We start from the raw sequence: 20968 nt of genomic DNA, 5'->3' as shown, positions 1-20968 counted from the left end.
GCTAAGGGGATCCTACCGAGGGCGCTGCGGGCCTGCGGAGTGCCCCCGTGGCGCGTCATCGGTGGTGCTCACCCGCCAGTTCGGCCCCCGGGCCGACGATCCGCAGGACGCACCGCGCCCGTGCCGTTCCGTCGTGCCACCTCAGGCAGAGCCGCGCCGTCGGCCGGTGGCCGCCCGGCGCGGGAGCGCCTCCGCCTGTCGCGGCAGCGTCAGGCGGCCGATCAGGTCCTGCGCGAGATGACCATGATGTATTCGCAGGGAGCATTCGTCCGGTTGGCGAAGCCGTGGTCCGCATCGGCCTGGAAGAACAGGGAGTCGCCTGTGCCCAGGGTCTCGGTGATCCCGCCGATCGCCACGGTGAGGGTGCCTTTCAGCACCACGAGTTGTTTCTCCGTACCCGGCGGGTACGCGGGCAGCAGCCCGGTGGAGACCTGCGCGGGGAGGTAGTGGACGACCATCTCGGCTCGTCCCGCGCCCGGGGCCGCCGACACGATGTGCCGCTCGAAACCGGTTTCCGGGTCACGGAAGACGGGGCGGTCGTTCTTGCGCATGGCGATGGCCACACCGGACGTGGCAGCAGCCGGCGCACCGACCAGCTCCGAGAGCGACGCGTCGAGCGCGTGGGCGATCCTGGACGCGACGCCGATCGTCGGGCTCTTCTCGCCGCGTTCGACCTTGGACAGCATCGCCCGGCTGACCGACGACTGTGCGGACAGCTGCTCCAGCGTCAGGCCCGCCTCCTCACGGCGTCGCCGCACGTTGCCGCCGAATGCGCCGGCCAGGTCGTCACCGCCCCGCGGTTCGGCCGCTCTTCCGTCTTGCCCGACCACCGTGCTCCTCAAATCGATGTGTGCCTCGCTGCCCACAGTGTAAGGTTTCTCCTAAAGAAGATTTGATCTTCTATCAGAGACGCGCGGCGTGCGCCCAACACCACGGAGCGGTTCATGCGTTTGATATCGAGTGGCCGGCACCATGCCACGTTCGAATTCGGCGACCTGCAGGTGGTCTCGTTGCGAGACGGGTACATCGACATGCCGCCGACACGGCTGCGCGACGAGGACGGGTGCGCGCTGGATGTGCTGCCGGCCGCCGTCCCGCTGGTCGGCGGCAACCTGCGGCTGTCGGTCAACGCCTTCTTCGTCACCGACGGCACGCGGTCGGTCCTCATCGACACCGGCGCGTCCGACAACTGGCACGACCCGACCATGGGACTGATCTACGAGGCGCTCGACGAAGCGGGAATCGACCCCGCGCGTATCACCGATGTGGCCATCACCCACAACCACCCAGACCACGTGAGCGGGCTGATCACGCCGGACGGTTCGGAGGCGTTCGCCGAACTCGAGCGCGTATGGATCGGCGAGGGCGACACCTCGGTGTTCACCGGGCGGCTCGCGCCGATTCGCGACCGGGTCGTACCGGTATCGCAGAAGGTCGCGATCAACGACTGGACCACCGCGGTCCCGACCCCCGGCCACACTCCCGGCCACACCGTCTACCACATCAGGAGCAGCACCGGCCACCTCCTCGCGTGGGGCGACACCGTCCACGTCCCCACGCTCCAATTCGACCAGCCGAACGTGTCCTGGGAGCTCGACGGCAACCAGACCCAGGCCCGCACCGCGCGAGCGGCCCTCCTCGAACAACTGACCCGACCCCACCACTACGTAGCCGGCGCCCACCTCGACTCACCCGGCATCGCCCGCGTGACCCCCTCCGGCGACGGCTACGCGCTGGAGTACCTCGCACCACCGATCGGCTGACCGATCCCGCCCTCCCCGCGCAAGCGGGGGTCAGCCGTCGATGGAGACCTTGCCGTTGGAGGGCTGGCAGTCTTCCCCGCACCCGCCGCGGGGGTCACGGTGGCCGGGCGGTGACGGGTGGTTGGTCACCCGTGCGGCGGCGTGCCCGGAGTGGGGTTGACGCGAGGAGGCGGGCCCGCTTCCCGGTCTCCCTGGCTGCTGGAGCGGCGGGCTTGTAGGCAGGCCGTCCAATCGATCGCGGCGCGCCCGACCTACGCCGTACTGCCAGCGCGTTCCAGCCGTCCAACCCGCGCTTCGAGTTCGGCGGGCAGGTACCAGCCTTCGACGGTGGGTGTCATGTAGAGGCGGGCCTTGAGGCCGAGGAGGAGCTGGCGGCGCCTTTCCTGGTCGGCCTGGGCCCAGGCGTCAACGAAGGTCTGGCCGGTCTCGACCTCGACCCAGGCGGAGGGGCGCTGTGGGAGGGCGGCGAGGCGGCGGCGTTCGTCGCCGAGGACTTCGAGAGCTTCGGCGTACTCGTCGTCGCCGCCGGGGTAGTCGAACAGGTTCCGGCGCTTCTCCTCGCGGAGATCCTTCATGGCCTGGGTGACATGGTTGAGCTGCTCGGTGTGGTCCTCGCCGGGGATGAACCTGCGTACCGTCATCGCCAGCCCGGCAAGGCGCTCCGCCAGGGCGGCGATCACCGCGGTGACGCGCTCGCCCTTGACGGACCGGCCCTTGCAGGCTGGCTTGCCGGCCGTCTTCGCGCACCGGTAGTACTCGTAGACCTTGCCGTTCTTGGCGAGGTTCACCTGCCGGTAGAACCGGTCGCCGCAGCGGTCGCAGTGCGCAACGCCGAGCCAGGGCGAGGCGCCGTTCGAGCGTTCCGTCGTGATCGCGCGCTCGTCCATCGCCACCTGGACCGCCGCCCGTTCCTCCTCGGTGAACAGCGGCTTGGCCCTCCGGATCGGCAGGCCCTTCGCGTCCCGGGCGACCTTGCGCGCCCTCACCGAGCGGCCGGTCAGCTTCAGGCCCATCGTCGCCGGCGAGACCTTGCCCTCGTCCCCGTGCGTATCCGAAACACGCGAACCCACCACCGCCCGAACAGGCACCAACGACGTCATGATGCTCACAGGAGGTCCCCTACCGCCCGGGCCAGCGGGCACCCTCGAACAACCTGCACTCGAACGGGTGGACCTTTTACAAAAGACGTCTATCCGCTGGCGCATCGACCTCCAGGTCGCCACCCCCGGCCTCGCCGCCCTCGCCACCGAGGCCTACGTCGAACGCGCCGAGACCCACCCCGAGCGCTGGTCCGACCACGCCCCGGTGACGGTGCACTACGAGCGCTGAGTCCCGACCCCGTGGCCCGGCGCCCGCCCGGCCCGAGGGGGTCGGGCGGGGCGGGCGCCCGGTGTCAGTGCGACCAGTAGGGGTCGTCGGCCGTCGCGCACTGGGCGGAGTGGTCCGGCGGTCCTTGGCCGAACCCGCCGTGCCGGTTGTCATCGCCGATGTCGGTGACGTTGAACACCGAGGCCCACACCTCGGCGCACCCGTTCACACCCACGGCGAACCAGAGGGTGAACCCCTGGCCCTTCACCTCCACCGAGCCCTTGTTGCGGGCGACCGGGTAGCCCTTGCCCGTCCAGAGTGCCTGGACGATGTCGAGCGGCTCCTGATCACGCCCGGAGGTGATCCGGACCCGGGCCGCCTGTTTGGCGTTCATCTCCGACCGGCCCGTCCTCCTGCACCCGGACGTGCCGCAGAGTCCGGTCAGCTCCGGGTCGCTCCCGTACCGCGGCGCGGCCCACTGGAGCCCCGGGTGGAAGGCCCCGGCGACGTCGGCGAGCTCGGCCTCGATCCGGTGCTGCGCCTGCTCGACCGGCACGGTGGGCTCCTCGGGCTCCGGCCAGGCGTACCAGCCGGCCAGGAGCGCCAGCAGCACCGCCGGCACGGCCGTGCGCCGGACGGCGGCCCTCACCTCGGGTCCTCCCTGGTGATCGTGGACCCGTGGCCGCTCACGATCTTCCCGATGTTGGAGAGCGAGTCGCCGCCCTTGCCGTGCTTCCCGAAGTAGTTGTCGTGGGAGTCGCCCATGGTCCCGTCCGCCACCGAGAAGCGCTGCCCGCCGAAGCTCTCGCTCGCCGGGTCCGTGCCGTGCCACGACCCGTCGGGATTCGTGATCGCCTCGACCGCGGCCCAGCCGGGGATGAGCATCCCGGGGGACGGCGCGGCCGCGACGGGGTCGTTCTTGGCGGTGCCGACGTACACGTGGTCAGCACCGATCCCGAGCTGCTTCGCCTTCTCCACCCCGACGCCCGGGCTGCCGACCAGGACGATGTCGTCGACGGGCAGGCCGCCGGGCTGCTGGGTCGCCTTCCCGACCACCAGGGAGCCGTAGCTGTGGCCCTGCGCGGTCATATGGGCCGGCGCGCCCTCGTGGGTGGCCCGGAGTCCGGTGAGGAACTTGTTGTACGCGGCCCCGCCCTCCTCCGCCCGGTCCTGCATGAGCACCGAGGGGCCGTCCAGCTGCGGCGCGTCGTACCCCAGCCAGAACACGGAGGCGACGCTCGGCGTCTCCTTGTTGTCCCCCGCGCTCTTCACCGCGGCGTCGTAGATGCGCTTCGCCGTCATGGTGTCGCCCCCTGCGGCGCCGGACACGGTGCTGTTCAGCCCGGGCACCAGGGACGAGACGTTCCGCGCCTTGTCCGGGTCGCCCCAGGACACGATCGCGCGGCCCTGCCCCTGCTCGCCGATCCCGAGCAACAGCAGCGGCGGGTTGGAGCCCGGCCCGCCCGCACCACCGTCCAGCTTGCCGTCGAGCCGGTCCTGGATGGTCTGGAAGCCGGCGAGCTTCTCCTTCAGGGCCTCGCGCCTGTCCTTCCACTTCTCGTACTCGGGGTTGATGACGGGCTCGCCCCTGAAGTACCCCAGGTACCGCTTCGGCTCGGGGCCGAGGGCGTCGATCTGGCGCTGGCGCTCCCGGATCAGGTTCTTGAGGTTGGTCCGGTTGGCCTGGTCGCGGGCGGCGGCGGGGATGCCGTCGAGGTTGCCGAGCTGCTCCGGGTGGTTGAGGACCATCCGCTGCTGCTGGGCCTCGGTCAGGCCGTTCCACCAGGCCTTGACGCCGTTCGGGTCGGTGCCGGCGGCGGGGATCCGCTGGAGCGCGTCGGCGGCGTCCGTGTCGGCCTTCGCGGTGGCGGAGTCGAGGCCGGTGCCGTTGCTCGCGTTGGTGGCGAGGTGGGCGAGCCGGGCGCTGATGGTCCGGTCCGCGTGGTCGGCCTCGTTGAGCGCGGCGGTGATCCGGGCCTGGATCTGCTTGGCCCGGCCCTCGGCGCCGGTGCCGGCGAAGTTCGCGGAGCCCGGGTCGTTATCCCAGGTGATCCCGCCGTCGGCGGCCACGGTCAGCTTCTGGGCCTTGGCGTCGTCGAGGGCGCCGATCAGGTGCGCCTGGGCGGCGGCGAAGCCGTCGAAGGCGTCCTGCAGGGCCTTGCTGACCAGGCCCAGTTCCTGCTTCGCGGACTGGAGTTCGGTGCCCAGGAAGCGGATGCGGGCCTGGGCGTGGTCGGACGCGGTGCCGGTCCAGTGCGAGTTGACGAGCCGGTCGGAGACCTCGTGCTGCCAGGACTCGATGTGCCGGCCGAAGGCCGAGTGGAGCGCGTCGAACGCGTTCTTCGCGGTGATGATGTTGATGACGTTCGCGTCGTACAGGGTCTTGATGTCCACCGGGCTACTCCGCCGCCTTCGCGCCGGCCGGCTTCACCGGGCCCGGGACGAACGTCGTGCCGAACGGGTCCGGCGCGTCCGGGAGCGGCGCGGCCGGGTTCCGGAAGCTCTGGTGGATGTCCTTCTCGACCTGACGGTAGTAGGTGGCCGTCGTGGCGAGCTTGGTGCCGACGTCGCCCATGTCACCGGCGAGCTTGTCCAGCAGCGTCTTCCAGTTGGCGCCGCAGTCGCGCACCGCGGCGGCCGTCAGCCAGCCCCGCAGGGTGCCGGCGGCCTGGTTGCACGGCTCCGCGAGCTTCGACGTCTCACCCGGTATCAGACCCCCGATGTGCTGCGCGCTCTGTCCGCAGCCGTCCAGTTCGGCCGGATTGACCTTGAACTGCAAGCCGGCGTCAGGATCTGCCATGCATGCCCCCCATGCGTTCGAACCGGCCATCGGCCGGCCCGCGTGTCCGAATACCGAACATGCATGCTAACGGATGCGATGTGGAGGAAGATCGTCCGACGCGCGGGGGCGCGGTGAGCGTCACCCCTCGACCGGGTGGCCGGACGCGCAGGTGAGCCGCCGTCGCCGACCGGGACGCGGGCGGCGAGCGCGGCGAAGTCCGCGCGAGGGCAGGGGCGCCTGCCCGATCGGGCAGTGTCGACGGGCGCCGGCCGATCCCTGAAAGCACGCCGTTGACACCGAAGTTGGTCTAGTCCACCGTGGTGGAGCAAGGTGATCCACAGGAGTCCGGCGGAGTGCGGCGGACCCGGAACGGACACCGCCATCCCCTCAACTCGACGACTCCACTGCGGCTTTGAGCGATCCGTACGGCCTTGGCATGCCCTGATCCCGCACGGGCGCATGGATCCGACGATCGATCGGAGCCTGCGCACGCGCGGGATCCGTCCGGCCCCGCCGACCGGCCGGGCGGGCCCGATGTGGCGCGACGGGCCGGTCGGAGCCGCCGCTCAGGACATCGGCCGATCGCTCAACCAACGAGCACGACAACACATCTGACGATCCGACGGAGAATCGCACACCATGCAACGAGTCTGCCTCGCCCTGCCCACCATGCGCCCCTGCCCCGGCACCATCGTGGACCTCGCCGAGGAGGCGGCCTACGCCGTCGAGCACTTCGGGGTCGAGGTGCACCTCCTCGTCCTCGACACCACCGGCGACGCCGGGTTCGCGAAGAACGCGGCGGCCGTGGCCTCACTGGCCCCCACTCCCGGCGTGTTCGTCCACCACCTCGGCGAGACGCGGCAGCGGGAGTTCCTGCGCCGGGTGGCCGAGCGTTCCGGGGCCGACGATCCCGAGCTGCTGCTCGACCTGATGCTCCCCCGGGCCGTCGCGTACGGGTCCTGCGTCAACCGGCTCTTCCTGGGCGCGGCCGCCCTGGGCTGCACCTCGGCGCACCTGCGCAACGACGACGCCGACTTCCAGGTCGTCGACGGCCGGAAGGTCTTCCCGATCCACCACGAGCTGCTCTCGATCGGCCGCCCGGCCGGCGAGGCGGTGGCCGGTGTGTCCCGCTCCGAGCTCGACCCGGCCGACGCGGACAAGCCGGTGATGCTGGTCAGCGGTTCCTTCATCGGCGAACTCAACGTGGACATCGGCGAGATCCACGAGCTGGACCCGGCCGTCTACCGCGACGTGGTGCGTCTGTGGACCCCGCCGGTGTGGTCGGAGGAGGAGAGGGACGCGATGGTGGACGTGTCCTTCAAGGGCGCCGGCTCCGAGCCGTTCGGCACCGACGAATCCGTCATCGGCGTACCCGACATCTGGGACGTCTACATGTGCAACATCGCCCTGGACCACCGGGCCTACGAGGTGCTGCCGCTGCTGCCCTCGACCGAGACCATCGGCAGCGACTACGCCCTGCTGCACGCCCTGGTCCACTCCCGGCTGCCCGGCGTCGTCCACAACCGCCACATCGTCAACTACTACACGCCCGAACGCCGCACCGGCGCCGGCTTCCTCTCCTACCAGATGCGGTTCGTCAAGTTCCTGCTCTCGATGCTGTACCTGTACCCGGTCTACGGCGGCATGATCGACCTGGGTCGCGGGCTGCTGGACGAGCGGCACGGGCTGAGGGTCGAGCCGATCCTCGGCCTGGTGCGGGGCAGCGTCGACCGGGACCGGGCCGGGAACGAGCACTGCCTGGACGTCCTGGACCGCTCCTACCGCAAGCTGGGCGGCAAGTACACCGAGCTCGCGGACGTGGTGGCCGGGCAGCGGCAGCGGCTCCTGGACGAGGCGCGGCAGGACGCCGAGCGCTGGGCGGTGCTGGTGGAGGCCTGGGCGGGGATGGTGGCCGCCGCCCGCGCGGAGGGCCTGCACCCCGGCGCGGACGGGCCGGACGGCGCGGACGGGACGGTCAGGGCGGCCGGATGAACGAGGACCTCCTGATACGGCAGCTGGCCGACGACGACTGGGACGCCGTGGTCGCGCTGGAACACGACGCCTACGCGGCCGACGGCCTGTCCGAGGGCCGGGAGGCACTGCAGTCCCGCGCCCTCGGCTCGCCGGGGACCTGCTTCGTGCTGGAGCAGCGCGGCACGGTCCGCGGCTACCTGCTGAGCCTGCCGTACCCGCCGCTGCGCTGCCCGGACCTCGCCCGGGCGGAGGACGCCGCGTTCGAGTCGGGCAACCTGCACGTGCACGACCTGGTGATCGCCGAGGACCTGCGCGGCCGGGAGGTCGCGCTGGAGTTCATGCGGTACTTCCGGGTGCGGGCGCAGGAGCTGGGCTTCGAGCGGATCTCGATGGTCGCGGTGCGCGGGGCGGACATCCTGCTGCGGCTCATCGGCTACCGCGCGCACCGGGAGGTGGCCGTCCCCGCGTCCTACGGGCGGCGCGCGGTCTACATGTCGATGCCGGTGCGCTGACCTCCGGGGGCGCCTGGACGGATCGCCACCGAGCCGGGGTGCGCCGGTGACACGGCGCCCCCGGCGTACGCGTCCGCGGCACCGGCCGTACGCGTCCCCTGCGCGCCCCCGGCCGAAGGCGAGCCGCCCGGCCGGAGGCGCGCCGCTCGCCCGGCGCCGACCCGGCCACCCCGACCCGCCCTCCCCCGCGCCGAACACCGCCGACCGGTTGCCAACTCATCGACGAGAGCACCGAGTTCGTCAGGTACCTGCCCGCGCAGGTGAGGATGTCGGCCGCTGGAGCCCTCGCGTCCACTTCGCCGCCGGCGGCACCTCGGCCCAGGCAGGCGACCCCGCCCGCGCCGTCCGCGCTCGGACGGGTGAACGTTTTCGGACAGGGCACCGCCCCGGGGCGGCCCGCCGCGGCCGCTCCGGGGCGCCCCCGGGGTCTGCGCGGTGCGGTTCGCCGGATCCCGCGCCGCCCCGCACGCACCCTTGTCCCGCGGCCTCGGCGGACAGGTGCTTCGTCTGCGCCCCGCCCACAGCCCGGCCGTACCCCACCCACAGCCCGGCCACCGCCCGGCCGGCGCTGGTGGGACGCCTCGGGATCGCCGGTACCGGCAGCCCGGAAAACTCCCGCATCACACGCCACAATGCACACCCTCCGCCCCAGAAATCCCACTCCGAAACGGTTCGGCGGATCAAGTCCAAATATCGAGCACGCGTTTCACACATCGTCCCCTCGGAACGGCCCCGATGCTCTAGATTGATTTCCGCTTCGCACACCACAGTTGGGTGCGAGGCGGCGAATCAGGATCGACAGGTCCGACGCTGCGGCCGGCCAGAAAGCGTGTTCCCGGCCGCGGATGTGAGGGTGATCGATTTCTCGGCACCCGAGCCGGGGCCTCGAGTGTGGAGAGCGACCGTCGACGGTTTCCCACGCACCTCGGGACTCCGGCGGGACGTACGGGTCGGCCGACACCCGGGGTGGGATGTTCACGTAGCGCTGCAGGGGCCGGTTTTGCCATGCGCGGGGGCGGGCCCCGGGGAGGTGGGAACAGCGCGGCACGGGAGGCGGGGCCTCCCGAGGGGAGGAAGAGTGCGGGAGGCGCAGGCCTCCCGGGGGGAGGAACCGTGTGGAGCGAGCACGTCGAACCCACTGCCGACCTGGAGGGGGCCGTGAAGCAGGGGGAGGGAGAGCTGGTCAGCCCGTTCCTGCCGGCGCGGGGGCGTCCGGTGGACGGAAGGATCAGGCGTCCCGCGAGTGATTGGGAGCAGCAGTACCGCCGTATTGTGATCTTCAGCGATACCGTGGCCACCGCTTTCGTGGTGGGGGCGATAGGCCGTTTCTTCGGGGTTCGGGACGCGGCCGACTGGCACGAGAAATGGGGAATTCTCGCCTTCTTCACCGAGCTGCTGGTGCTGGGGGCGTTGGCGATGACCCGGTCGTGGGCTCCGGCCGTGCTCGGCCAGGGGGCCGAGGAGTTCCGCCGGCTCGGACGCTCGCTGTTCACGGCGGCCGTCGTGCTGGCGCTCGGCGGGATCGCCCTGACCTCGCACAACATCAAGCTCTGGATCTTCGTCGCGATCCCCGCGATCACGCTGGTCACCATGACCGAGCGGTATCTGCTGCGGCTGTGGCTGCACAAGCAGCGCAAGGACGGGCGGTGCCTGCGCCCGGTGCTCGCCGCCGGGAGCCCGGCCACCGTGCGCGACCTGATCGCCCGGACCCGCAAGTTCCCGCACCTCGGCTGGCGGGTGGAGGCGGTGTGCACGCCGTACGGGCTCGGGCACGGCCGTGACCGGCTCGACGGGGTGCCGGTCGTCGGCCGGCTGACGGACGTCGCCAACCACGTCCGCCGCGACGGCTACCGGGTCGTCGCGATCACACCGGACCAGCACTGGTCACCGGACCGGCTGCAGCGGCTGGCCTGGAACCTCGAGGGCGGCGACGCCGAGATGGTCGTGGCCCCGGTGCTGATGGAGGTGGCCGGCCCGCGGCTGCACGTCGACGCGGTGCTCGGGATCCCGATGCTGCGGGTCAGCATGCCGACCTTCACCGGGGGCCGCCGGGTGGTCAAGGAGGTCGTCGACCGGCTGGGTGCGGCGTTCCTGCTGCTCGTGTCGGCGCCGCTGATGGTGGCCGTCGGGCTGCTGGTGCTGGCGGACAGTCCGGGCGGGGCGTTCTACCTGCAGCGCAGGGTCGGTAAGGACGGCCGTGAGTTCACCCTGGTCAAGTTCCGCACCATGGTCGTCGGGGCCGACCTGGCCCGGGCCGAGCTGGCCGACCGCAACGAGGGCGCGGGCCCGCTGTTCAAGCTCCGCCGGGATCCGCGGGTGACCCGGGTGGGGGGCGTGCTGCGCCGGTACTCGCTCGACGAGCTCCCGCAGCTCCTGAACGTGCTCACCGGCTCGATGTCGCTGGTCGGTCCGCGTCCGCCGCTGCCGGAGGAGTCCGCGGCGTACAACCCGGACATCCGGCGGAGGCTGCTCGTCAAGCCGGGGCTCACGGGCCTGTGGCAGATCAGCGGGCGCAGCGACCTGCCGTGGGAGGAGGCGGTCCGGCTGGACCTGCGGTATGTGGAGGACTGGTCGCTCGCCCTGGACACGGTGATCTTGTGGAAGACCTTGCGTGCGGTGCTTCAGGGGCAGGGGGCCTACTGATGCGTGGGGGGCGTCGTGTGATCGGCGCGCGGACGGCCGGCCGGAAGGGCCGGTCCGAGGGGAGGAACGGGTCATGAGGGTCAGTGTCCTGGGGCTCGGCTACGTGGGCTGCGTGTCGGCCGCGTGCCTGGCCAGCCTGGGTCACGAGGTCATCGGGGTGGACGTGAACCAGGTGAAGGTCGACCTGGTCAACGAGGGCAGGGCCCCGGTGGTCGAGGAGCGGATCGGCGAGCTCATCGCCGAGGTCGTGCGGACCGGTGCGCTGCGTGCCACGACCGACGTCCGCGAGGCGATCACGGGCAGCGACGTGTCGCTGGTCTGCGTGGGCACGCCGTCGGAGTCCAACGGCAGCCTGTGCACCACCTACCTGGAGCGGGTCACCGAGGAGATCGGTGCCGCGGTGGCCGAGCGGGGCGGTCGGCAGACCGTCGTGTTCCGCAGCACCATGCTCCCCGGCACCTGTCTGAACCTGCTGGTGCCGATCCTGGAGAAGTACGCGGGCGGCACGGCCGGGGTGGACTTCGGGGTGGCGGTGAACCCGGAGTTCCTGCGCGAGGGCACGAGCGTGCGGGACTTCTTCGACCCGCCGAAGACCGTCATCGGCGAGCTCGACCCGGCGAGCGGCGATGTGGTCGCGGCGCTGTACGAGGGGTTGCCCGGAGAGGTGTTCCGGGTGCCGGTGCCGACGGCCGAGGCGATCAAGTACGCGGACAACGCGTTCCACGGCCTCAAGATCGGCTTCGCGAACGAGCTGGGCGCGGTGTGCCAGGCGCTCGGGGTGGACTCGCACCAGGTGATGGACGTGTTCCTGGCCGACCGGAAGCTGAACATCAGCCCCGCCTACCTGCGGCCCGGCTTCGCCTTCGGCGGCTCCTGCCTGCCCAAGGACCTGCGCGGTCTGGTCCACGCGGCGCGGCAGGCCAACGTCTCGGTGCCCATCCTCTCCCACGTGCTGCCCTCCAACTCCGACCACCTGCAGCGCGCGGTGGATCTGGTCGAGCGTGCCGGCCGGCGCCGGGTGGGCCTGTTCGGCCTGTCCTTCAAGCCCGGCACCGACGACCTCCGGGAGAGCCCGCTCGTCGAACTGGCGGAGCGGCTCCACGGCAAGGGGTACGACCTGCGGATCTACGACCCCAATGTGAACCTCTCCCGGCTGCTCGGCGCGAACCGCGAGTACATCGAGACCCGGCTGCCGCACCTGGCGCAGCTGCTCGCGGACTCCGCCGACGAGGTGCTCGACCACGCCGAGGTGTGCGTGATCGGGACCAGGGACCCGGCCGTGCTGTCGGCGTTGCCCCAGGGTGACGGCCCGGTGATCGTCGATCTCGTCCGCCTTCCCGACGCCGAGGCGCGCCGGACCGAACCGGGGTACATGGGCCTTGCCTGGTGACACGTCGTTCGATGACACGGAGTCCGGTGACACGGCGAACAAGGACACGTCGGTCGGTGACACGGCGGTCAAGGACACGGCCGGCGGCGACGGGCGGGAACGTCGCGCGCTGATCCTGGTGGAGAACCTGTCGGTGCCGTTCGACCGGCGGGTGTGGCAGGAGTGCACGACGCTGCGCGACGCGGGTTGGACGGTCGACGTCATCTGTCCGCGGGGGAGCAAGCGGGACACCGAGGCGGAGGCGGTGATCGACGGGGTGCGGATCCACCGCTACCCGTTGCGCGCGGCCACCGGCGGGCCGGCCGGCTACCTGCGGGAGTACGGATCGGCGTTGTGGCACACGGCCCGGCTGGCCCGCAGGGTCGGTCCGGTCGACGTGGTCCACGCCTGCAACCCGCCGGACCTGCTGTTCCTGCCGGCGCTGTGGCTGAAGCGGCGCGGTGCGCGGTTCGTCTTCGACCAGCACGATCTGGTGCCCGAGCTGTACCTCTCCCGGTTCGACCGCGGTGAGGACCTGCTCTACCGCGCCGTGTGCGCGCTGGAACGGATGACCTACCGGGCCGCGGACGTGGTGCTCGCCACGAACGAGAGCTACCGGGACGTCGCGCTGCGCCGTGGCGGCCGGCGGGCACAGGACGTCTTCGTGGTGCGCAGCGCGCCGGACACCGACCGGTTCCGGCCGGTGCCGCCGGAGCCGGAGCTGAAGCGCGGCAAGCCCCATCTGCTGTGCTACCTCGGGGTGATGGGCCCGCAGGACGGCGTCGACTACGCCCTGCGGTCGCTGGCGAAGCTGCGCGATGAGCTCGGGCGGACCGACTGGCACGCGGTGTTCGTCGGCGGCGGCGACACCTTCGACGCGATGGTGGAGCTGTCCCGGCGGCTCGGGCTCTCGGAGCAGGTCGAGTTCACCGGGCGCGTTCCGGACGCCGACCTGGTGCGCTACCTGTCCACCGCGGACGTGTGCCTCTCCCCCGACCCGCGCAATCCGCTCAACGACGTGTCGACCATGAACAAGGTCCTGGAGTACATGGTGATGGGCCGGCCGATCGTCTCGTTCGATCTCCGGGAGGCGCGGGTGTCCGCCGGTGACGCGGCCGTCTACGCGCCGGCCGACGACGAGTCGGCGTTCGCCGCGCTCGTGGCGCAGCTGATGGACGATCCGGAGAAGCGGGCCTGGATGGGCAAGCTCGGCCAGGAGCGGATCGGCGGGCCGCTCTCCTGGCGCAACTCGCAGCGGTCGCTGCTCGCCGCCTACGAGGCCGCCTGCCGTGACCGCGCTCCGGTGGCGGCGGGCGTCCGGGGCCGGGCGGGGAGAAGGCCGCGCCGTTGAGCGACGACACGATACGCCTGGTCACGGTCGGCCGGATCCTCCGTCGGCGCTGGCGGCTGCTCACCCTCCTCACCGTGGTGGGCGCGCTCCTCGGTCTCGGCGTCTCCGTGCTGGCTCCGCCGCGGTACACGACGTCGGCCTCGGTGCTGCTGCCGGGGGCGTGGCAGGACCGCGAGCTGATGACCCAGGCGGAGATCGCGACCAGTTCGGTGGTGATCGACCGTACGGCCGCCGCGCTGGGCTGGAGCGGTGTCGGCGGTGACGAGCTGCGGGAGCGGGTGAGTGCCGCGGCCGCGGACGGGAACATCATCAAGATCTCGGGTACGGCCGAGACCCCGGAGCGCGCGCAGCAGCTCTCCGACCAGGTGGCCCGGCAGTTCGTCGCGTTCGCCGCGCGGATCTCGGGCGACGGCACCGACCCCGCGGCGGCGCAGCCCGAGGCGCTGCGGCAGATGGTGCTCCAGGTCAGCCGCCGGATCACGGAGCTGGCCGACGCGGCCGCTCCGGGGCAGAGCGTGGAGGGCGTGCAGACCCGTACCGAGCTGGTGAAGCTGCGCACCGCGCTGCAGGACGCCGTCAAGAAGCTGGACCAGGTCGACCCGGCCGCGACCAAGGCGGTCAACCTGGTCGTCATGGGTCCGGCGGTCCGGCCGGCCGGCGAGGCGCCGCCGACGAGGACGCAGCTCGTCGCGGGCGGGGCGGCGGCGTTCCTCCTGCTCGGGGTGATCGGTCATCTCACGGCCGCGCGGATGAGCCGCCGGCCGCGTACCGAACCGGAGATCGCCGCGGCGCTGGGTTCGGTGCTGCTCGGCACCGTCGACGTGCCCGGTGAAGGGCCCGCGCGGCGGCCCCGGGGCCGTGGCCCGATGGCGCTGGTGCACCGGCTGCTGGGCACCGACGTCCGGTGGGACCTGCCGGCCCCGCGCGCGGCCGGTGACGAGGCCGGTCGGCGGGTCCGCTACCGGCGGGTGTGCGAGCGGCTCCGGGACGGGCTGCCGGCCCCCCGGCCGCTGTTGGCCGTCGTCCCGGACGGCGACGAGACGGCGGGCCGGGCGGCCGAGCGGCTCGTCGCCGAGGCGGGGGGCGATCCGCTGCTGCGGGTGGTGGGGGTTTCGATGTCCCGGCCGCTGGTGCCGGACCGCGACGGCGAGTCCGGTGCGCTGGTCGTGCTCAGTGCGGGCAGTTGGACGGCGGCGGAGCTCGCCGGCATCGCGGAGGCGTGTGCGGACGCGGGGCACGAGGTCGTCGGCGCCGTTGTCGCCGGCGTGGTCCGGGCCGGTCGGAAGCGGTCGGCCGACGGTGGTCCGGACGGCGCCGGGCCGGTGCCGGTGGGCGACGACGACGCGAGGAGTGCGACGGGGTGACGACGCGTACGACTGCGCAGGTGCCGGCGGCCGCGCCGCTGGTGGACCTGCAGGCGCTGGTGGTCGCGGTGCGCAGGCGCCGCCGCCTCTGGTCCGCGCTGGCGGTGCTCGGGCTGCTGGCCGGCACCGCGCTGGCGGTCCTCCAGCCGCCACCGCCGACCGCGGTGGTCAAGGTGCTGGTCGCGCATCAGGAGGACCAGCCGAACGACCCCGGAACGCTGATCCGCACCGATGTCGCCCTGCTGCAGACCACGGGGATCGCCGGCAAGGCGCTGCAGTCCGTCGGGTCCACGGACAGGCCGGAGGACTTCCTGAAGGACTACACGGGCCTCGGCCTGACCAACACGGTGCTGCAGATCACGGTGACGGCTCGCAGTGAGAAGGACGCGGTGGCCCGGGCCGAGGCGCTGGCCGAGGCGTTCATCGCGGACCACGTGCGGCGGATCCGGGAGACCGCGGAGGCCCAGGCCAAGGCCCTGCTCGACCAGCGGGACCGTCTGCGGGAGGAGCTCGCCCAGGTCAACCAGGCGATCGGCGACGGCGCCGCGCCGAGCGGGTCGAAGGCGCCGGCGAGCCTGGAGTCGCTCTTCGCGAGCCGGGCCGAACTCACCTCGCGGATCACCGACTTCGGGCAGCGCGCCGCGGAGGCGCGGGTCGGCATGCCCCGGCTCGTGGCCGGCACGCAGATCGTGGACGCCCCGCGCGCGGTGCGGCAGTCCCGGATCGTGACCGTCGCCACCGACGCCGGGATGGGGTTCGTCCTCGGCCTGGTCGTCGGGCTCGTGGTGGCCGCGGTCGGCAGCGTGGTGGCGGACCGCCCCGTGCTGCGCCGGGACGTCGCGGAGGGGCTCGGCGCCTCGGTCATCGCGGAGCTGCGCCGGGTGCCCGGCGGACCGGCCGGCCGGTGGCGGGGCCGACGGGCCCGGGCGGCGCGGGCGAGGCTCACCACGACCCTGGCCCGGACCGTGCGCGGCTCCGCGGAGCCGGTGTCGCTGCTGGAGCTGGGCTGTGCGCGCAGCACGGGTTCGATCGCCCGGGACCTCGCGAAGGCGTGGGAGGAGGAGGGGCCGGTGGTCCTCGTCGACGAGTTGCCCGTCCCCCGGTTCGCCGGGCGCGGCCCGAAGGCGGGTGAGCCGGCCGTGGCCGGCGGCGGGCCCGCGGCGGCGGAGGGCCCGGAGCGCCGGCTCGGCATCGGTTCGGTGGCGCCGGGTACGGCCTGGACCGACCTGCGGCACCTCGGCACCCGGACGGTGCTCGTCGTCCGGGCCGGGCACGGCAGCACGGCGTGGCTGCACACCGTGGCGCGGCAACTCGCCGACCAGGACGTCCAGGTGATCGGTGTGGTGCTGATCGACCCCGATCCGCGGGACCGCACCGACGGCACGCTGTGGGACGGGCCGCGCACACCGGCGCGCGGCCGGGGCGGGGAGGCGGCCCTGCGCAACGGGACGGGCCGGTGGCGGACGGAACGACGACCGATGGGGACCGCACGGGCCCCGGGCAGTGACCAGGAGGTGCGGTAGCACATGTGTGGCATCGCAGGCGCGTACCGATGGCCGGACGGGAAGGTCGTGACCGACCTGCTCACCGACACCCTCGCCCACCGGGGCCCGGACGGGGCCGGGCGGTACTGCCACGCCGTCGGCGACGGCGAGGTGCACCTGGGGCACCGCCGGCTGGCCATCATCGACCTGTCCGAGACCGGCGCCCAGCCGATGGCCTCGGACGGCCTCGTCCTGACGTACAACGGCGAGCTGTACAACGCCCCGGAGCTGCGGGCCGAGCTGTCGGCCGCCGGGGTGCGCTTCCGCGGCACCTCCGACACCGAGGTGCTGCTGGAGGCCTGGCGGCGCTGGGGCACGGACTGCCTGCCCCGGCTGCGCGGCATGTTCGCGTTCGGGATCTTCGACGAGCGGACCGGCGAGCTGGTGCTGGCCCGCGACCAGCTCGGCATCAAGCCGCTCTTCCTGATCCGGCGCGGTGAGGGCCTGGTGTTCGCCTCCGAGCTCAAGGCGCTGGCCGCCGCGACCGGCGGGTCGCTGGAGGTGGACCACGCGGCGCTGGTGGCCTCGCTGCTGTACTACTGGGTGCCGGACTCGCGCTGCGCGTTCCGCGAGGCGCAGAAGCTGCCGCCGGGCAGCTGGCTGCGGTGCCGGCCCGACGGGCGGGTGGAGAGCGGCCGGTTCTGGCATCTGCGGGAGGTCGCCGCCGAGGGCCGGGAGCGGGCCCGGGCCGGGGAGCTGCCGGACATCGCCGCCGTGGTCGAGGAGTCGACCAGGCGTCACCTGCTGGCCGACGTACCCGTGGCGACCTTCCTGTCGGGCGGGCTGGACTCCAGCTACCTGACCGCGCTGGCGGCCCGCGAGCACCCGGGGATCTCGGCCTACACGATCGGGTTCCGCGCCGAGGACGCCAGGTTCGAGGCGATGCCGGACGACCTGCGCTACGCCCGGCAGGTGGCCGGGCGGTTCGGCGTCGACCTGCACGAGATCGAGATCGCCCCGGACGTCCTCGACCTGCTCCCGCGGATGACGTACCACCTGGACGAGCCGATCGGCGACCCCGCCGCGATCAACACCTTCCTGATCTGCTCGGCCGCCCGGGAGGCCGGGGTCAAGGTGCTGCTCTCGGGGATGGGCGCCGACGAGCTCTTCGCCGGGTACCGCAAGCACCTGGCCAACCGGTTGGCGCTGCGTTACCAGCGTGTCCCGCGGCCGCTGCGGCGCGGCCTGTCCGCGGCCGTGGACCGGATGCCGGTCGCCACGGCCCGCCGGGGGCTGCGGTCGGTGCGGTTCGCGAAGCGGTTCCTCTCCTTCGCCGACCTGCCGGAGGAGACCGCGTTCCGGCGCAGCTACACCATGTACGACCGGGACGACCTGCTCGCCCTGGTCGATCCGGACCTGGCCGGGACCGTCGACGACGTGCTGACCGAGCACGCGGACGTCTACCGGGACAACGACCTCGACGACTTCGTCAACCGGATGTGCCTGGGCGACGCCCGGATGTTCCTGCCGGGCCTGAACCTCGCGTACACCGACCGGTCGAGCATGGCCGCGTCGACCGAGGTCCGGGTGCCGTACGTGGACGTCGAGGTGGTCCGGGCGGCGTTCGCCGTGCCCGGGGACCGCAAGATCGTCGGACGCCAGGGCAAGGCCGTCCTCAAGGAGGCGGCGACCTCGGTCCTGCCCCGGGAGATCGTGTACCGGCCCAAGGGCCTGTTCAGCGCCCCGTTGCGGGCCTGGATGAGCCGGGACCTGGCACCGCTGGTGCGCGAGGTGGTGCACGACGGCGTGCTCGTCAACTCCGGGCTCCTGCGCCGCGAGGCGCTCGCCCGCATGGTCGCCGAGGACGCCGCCGGGCAGCAGGACTTCTCCAAGCACCTCTGGCACGTACTGACCCTCGAGTACTGGTACCGCGACGCGACCTCCGGGTCCGGCCGGGGCACCGGCTCGGCGGCGTAGGACCGGCGGGGGCACCCGCTCGGCGGCGTAGGACCGGCCGGGGCACCCGCTCGGCGGCGTAGGACCGGCCGGGGCACCCGCTCGGCGGCGTAGGACCGGCCGGGGCACCCGCTCGGCGGCGTAGAAGACGGCTCGGAAACAAGGGGATTTCGGTGAAACAGGTCGTACAGAACTACAAGAGCGGCGAGCTGGCGGTGCTCGACGTGCCCGTGCCGGGGTGCAAGCCGGGCGGCGTACTGGTCCGCACCGCCTTCTCGCTGATATCCACCGGGACCGAGCTGATGAAGGTGTCCGAGGCCGGCATGTCGATGCTGGGCAAGGCCCGCTCGCGTCCGGACCAGGTGGCCAAGGTCATGCAGAGCGTGGCCACCAACGGGCTGCCCGCGACCTACCGCAAGGTGATGGGCAAGCTGGACTCGTACACACCGCTGGGCTACTCGCTGTGCGGGGTGGTCGAGCAGGTCGGCGCCGGGGTCGACGACGTGAAGGTCGGCGACCTGCTGGCCTGCGCCGGCAATGAGCACGCCCTGCACGCCGAGCTGAACTGGGTGCCGAAGAACCTCTACACCCGGGTGCCGGAGGGCCTCGCGCCGCGGCACGCGGCGTTCGGCACCGTCGGGTCGATCGCGTTGCAGGGCGTCCGCCAGGGCGAGCCGCAGCTCGGCGAGGTGGCGCTGGTCATCGGACTCGGGCTGATCGGCCAGCTGGTGGTGCAGCTCCTCACCGCCGCGGGGGTCCGCGTGGTCGGGGCCGACCCCGACCCGGAGCGCTGCCGGCTCGCCGAGCGCCTGGGGGCGGTGGCCTGCGGCGATCCCGGCTCCACGGCCGTGGAGGCCGCCGTCGCCGAACTCACCGACGGACACGGCGCGGACCAGGTGTACCTGGCCGCCGGCGGCGGCAGCAACCAGCCCGTCGAGCTGGCCGCCCGGCTGAGCCGGGACCGCGGCCGGGTCGTCGACATCGGCAAGTGCCGCCTGGACCTGCCGTGGAACGCGTACTACGAGAAGGAGCTCGACGTCCGGTTCTCCCGTTCGTACGGCCCCGGGCGCTACGACCCGGAGTACGAGCTGGAGGGGCGCGACTACCCGATCGGCTACGTGCGCTGGACGGAGCGCCGCAACCTGGCGTGCTTCCTCGACCTCCTCGCCCGCGGCCGCGTCGACGTGGAGCCGCTGGTCTCCCACGTCGCCGACTTCGACGACGCCGTCGAGACGTACCAGCGGCTGAAGGACGGTGACCTGAAGGCCGTGGCCGTGCTGTTCCGCTACCCCGGGCCCGCCGGGGAGACGGAGACGGAACGGAGCGCCCCGGAGATCGCGGTGCCCCAGGTGCGGCGCGGCACCGCGACGCCGGCCCCGGCCCGGTCCGTCACGTCGCCCGTGCGGCTGGCGTTCGTCGGCGCGGGGAACTACGCGACGTCGATGCTGCTGCCGCACCTGTCGGGGCGCGACGGGGTCGCGCTGTCCGCGGTGGTCACCACGACGGCGCTGTCCGCGGCCAACGCGCAGCGGAAGTTCGGCTTCGCCCGGGCGACCACCGATCTGGACTCCGTTCTCGGGGACCCCTCGGTGGACGCGGTGTTCGTGGTCACCCGGCACAGCTCGCACGCCGAACTGACCCGCCGGGCGCTGCTCGCAGGCAAGGCGGTGTTCGTGGAGAAGCCGCTGGCCCTCACCGAGGACGAACTGGCCGGCGTGCTCGCGGCGGTGGAGGAGTCCGGCAACGACCGGTTGCAGGTGGGCTTCAACCGCCGGTTCGCGCCGCTGCTGCGGGAGGCGAAGACCCGCCTCGGCGTCCGGACCGGCCCGGCGAGCCTGCGCTACCTGGTCAACGCGGGCCGGCTGCAGGACGGCAGCTGGTACCTGCGCCAGGGCACCGAGGGCACCCGGTTCGAGGGCGAGGGCGGGCACTTCGTCGACACGGCGAGCTGGCTGCTGGAGGCCGACCCGGTCTCGGTGTACGCGGTCGCCTCGCCCGGCAACGACGACCTCCAGGTGGTGCTGCGCTACCCGGACGGCTCCACCGCCACCATCAGCTACGTCACCACCGGCGCGCCGGGCTTCCCCAAGGAGACGCTGGACCTCCTCGCGGACGGCAAGGTGCTGAAGCTCGACGACTTCGTCCGCGCCTCGGTGCACGGCCCGAAGCGGTGGGTCAGTTCACGGCTGCCCAAGGCCCGGGACAAGGGCCAGTGCGCCGAACTGGCGGCGTTCGTCAGGGCCGTGCGCACCGGCGGGCCGATGCCGGTGCCGCTGGAGTCGCTGGTCGCCACCACGGCGGCCACCCTCGCGGTGCAGGCCTCCCTGGCCGGCGGCGCGCCGGTGACGCTGGCGAGGCCGTGATGGGCAAGCCGTTCTGGCTGATCGTCCTCGGGATCTCCTTCGGCCTCGACATGCTCTTCGGGGCGAACTTCCTCTACAGCTTCCTGACCCTGGCCGGCC

At 72.6% G+C, this 20968-nt stretch carries 15 protein-coding genes and 1 pseudogene; 11 read left to right on the top strand and 5 right to left on the bottom strand.

All coding sequences use genetic code 11. The features are described from left to right. Nucleotides 1-221: 221 nt before the first annotated feature. A complete protein-coding gene (locus tag ACWEQL_RS01415; RefSeq protein WP_452148072.1) occupies nt 222-866 on the bottom strand; it encodes a helix-turn-helix domain-containing protein in 645 nt (214 codons plus the stop codon). 78 nt (nt 867-944) lie between these two features. Between ACWEQL_RS01415 and ACWEQL_RS01410 the strand changes: the two genes are divergently transcribed. Continuing rightward, nucleotides 945-1763, top strand: coding sequence for an MBL fold metallo-hydrolase (locus ACWEQL_RS01410; protein WP_452148071.1), 819 nt, complete (start codon nt 945-947; stop codon nt 1761-1763). Nucleotides 1764-2014: 251 nt separating this feature from the next. Here ACWEQL_RS01410 and ACWEQL_RS01405 read toward each other — a convergent pair whose 3' ends face one another. Continuing rightward, a complete protein-coding gene (locus ACWEQL_RS01405) occupies nt 2015-2776 on the bottom strand; it encodes a zinc ribbon domain-containing protein (protein WP_452148070.1) in 762 nt (253 codons plus the stop codon). A 184-nt stretch (nt 2777-2960) separates the two neighbouring features. On the opposite strand from ACWEQL_RS01405, the pseudogene ACWEQL_RS01400 reads away from it, so the two are divergent. Beyond that, a pseudogene (locus ACWEQL_RS01400) lies at nt 2961-3092 on the top strand (exodeoxyribonuclease III); the annotation flags it as partial. A gap of 64 nt (nt 3093-3156) precedes the next feature. On the opposite strand, the gene ACWEQL_RS01395 reads toward ACWEQL_RS01400, so the two are convergent. The 3 genes from ACWEQL_RS01395 to ACWEQL_RS01385 are packed head-to-tail and all read right to left on the bottom strand — an operon-like array spanning nt 3157 to nt 5871. Beyond that, a complete protein-coding gene (locus ACWEQL_RS01395; protein ID WP_452148069.1) occupies nt 3157-3720 on the bottom strand; it encodes a hypothetical protein in 564 nt (187 codons plus the stop codon). Further along, nucleotides 3717-5465: an alpha/beta hydrolase gene (locus ACWEQL_RS01390; protein WP_452148068.1), complete on the bottom strand. Its 1749-nt coding sequence runs from the start codon at nt 5463-5465 to the stop codon at nt 3717-3719. Before ACWEQL_RS01390 ends, ACWEQL_RS01395 begins: the two co-directional genes overlap by 4 nt. A gap of 4 nt (nt 5466-5469) precedes the next feature. Further along, a complete protein-coding gene (locus ACWEQL_RS01385) occupies nt 5470-5871 on the bottom strand; it encodes a WXG100 family type VII secretion target (protein WP_452148067.1) in 402 nt (133 codons plus the stop codon). Between the two features lie 621 nt (nt 5872-6492). Here ACWEQL_RS01385 and ACWEQL_RS01380 point away from each other — a divergent pair. From ACWEQL_RS01380 to ACWEQL_RS01340, 9 genes are all read left to right on the top strand, one after another. Then, nucleotides 6493-7845 carry a DUF6271 family protein gene (locus tag ACWEQL_RS01380; RefSeq protein WP_452148066.1) on the top strand — a complete coding sequence of 451 codons (1353 nt, stop codon included), beginning with the start codon at nt 6493-6495 and terminating at the stop codon, nt 7843-7845. Then, complete coding sequence (locus ACWEQL_RS01375; protein ID WP_452148065.1) at nt 7842-8339, top strand: GNAT family N-acetyltransferase; 498 nt, start codon at nt 7842-7844, stop codon at nt 8337-8339. Before ACWEQL_RS01380 ends, ACWEQL_RS01375 begins: the two co-directional genes overlap by 4 nt. Before the next feature lie 1113 nt (nt 8340-9452). After that, nucleotides 9453-10982, top strand: a complete 1530-nt coding sequence (locus ACWEQL_RS01370) for a sugar transferase (RefSeq protein WP_452148064.1) — start codon at nt 9453-9455, stop codon at nt 10980-10982. Nucleotides 10983-11055: 73 nt separating this feature from the next. Next, entirely contained in the window at nt 11056-12372 is a 1317-nt protein-coding gene (locus ACWEQL_RS01365; RefSeq protein WP_452148063.1) for a nucleotide sugar dehydrogenase, read from the top strand. 109 nt (nt 12373-12481) lie between these two features. Next, nucleotides 12482-13702, top strand: coding sequence for a glycosyltransferase family 4 protein (locus ACWEQL_RS01360; protein WP_452148141.1), 1221 nt, complete (start codon nt 12482-12484; stop codon nt 13700-13702). Then, a complete protein-coding gene (locus ACWEQL_RS01355) occupies nt 13699-15066 on the top strand; it encodes a Wzz/FepE/Etk N-terminal domain-containing protein (RefSeq protein WP_452148062.1) in 1368 nt (455 codons plus the stop codon). The genes ACWEQL_RS01360 and ACWEQL_RS01355 overlap by 4 nt, the downstream gene beginning before the upstream one ends. Further along, a complete protein-coding gene (locus ACWEQL_RS01350; RefSeq protein WP_452148061.1) occupies nt 15063-16589 on the top strand; it encodes a Wzz/FepE/Etk N-terminal domain-containing protein in 1527 nt (508 codons plus the stop codon). The genes ACWEQL_RS01355 and ACWEQL_RS01350 overlap by 4 nt, the downstream gene beginning before the upstream one ends. 3 nt (nt 16590-16592) lie before the next feature. Next, the gene (gene asnB, locus ACWEQL_RS01345; RefSeq protein ID WP_452148060.1) at nt 16593-18527 is read left to right on the top strand and encodes an asparagine synthase (glutamine-hydrolyzing); all 1935 of its coding nucleotides are present in this window, start codon (nt 16593-16595) and stop codon (nt 18525-18527) included. A gap of 152 nt (nt 18528-18679) precedes the next feature. Beyond that, nucleotides 18680-20869, top strand: a complete 2190-nt coding sequence (locus ACWEQL_RS01340) for a bi-domain-containing oxidoreductase (protein ID WP_452148059.1) — start codon at nt 18680-18682, stop codon at nt 20867-20869. The last annotated feature ends 99 nt before the right edge of the window (nt 20870-20968 follow it).

The sequence above is a fragment of the Kitasatospora sp. NPDC004240 genome, from assembly GCF_053603215.1.
Note: the sequence above shows the minus strand (reverse complement) of the source record. Positions and strands in the feature narration are given on the sequence as shown.

Excerpts from the sequence above, each read along its gene's own strand:
- ACWEQL_RS01410 (WP_452148071.1), top strand. The coding sequence starts at position 945 with ATGCGTTTGATATCGAGTGGCCGGCACCATGCCACGTTCGAATTCGGC.
- ACWEQL_RS01405 (WP_452148070.1), bottom strand. The coding sequence starts at position 2,776 with ATGGGCCTGAAGCTGACCGGCCGCTCGGTGAGGGCGCGCAAGGTCGCC.
- ACWEQL_RS01385 (WP_452148067.1), bottom strand. The coding sequence starts at position 5,871 with ATGGCAGATCCTGACGCCGGCTTGCAGTTCAAGGTCAATCCGGCCGAA.
- ACWEQL_RS01380 (WP_452148066.1), top strand. The coding sequence starts at position 6,493 with ATGCAACGAGTCTGCCTCGCCCTGCCCACCATGCGCCCCTGCCCCGGC.
- ACWEQL_RS01375 (WP_452148065.1), top strand. The coding sequence starts at position 7,842 with ATGAACGAGGACCTCCTGATACGGCAGCTGGCCGACGACGACTGGGAC.
- ACWEQL_RS01365 (WP_452148063.1), top strand. The coding sequence starts at position 11,056 with ATGAGGGTCAGTGTCCTGGGGCTCGGCTACGTGGGCTGCGTGTCGGCC.
- asnB (WP_452148060.1), top strand. The coding sequence starts at position 16,593 with ATGTGTGGCATCGCAGGCGCGTACCGATGGCCGGACGGGAAGGTCGTG.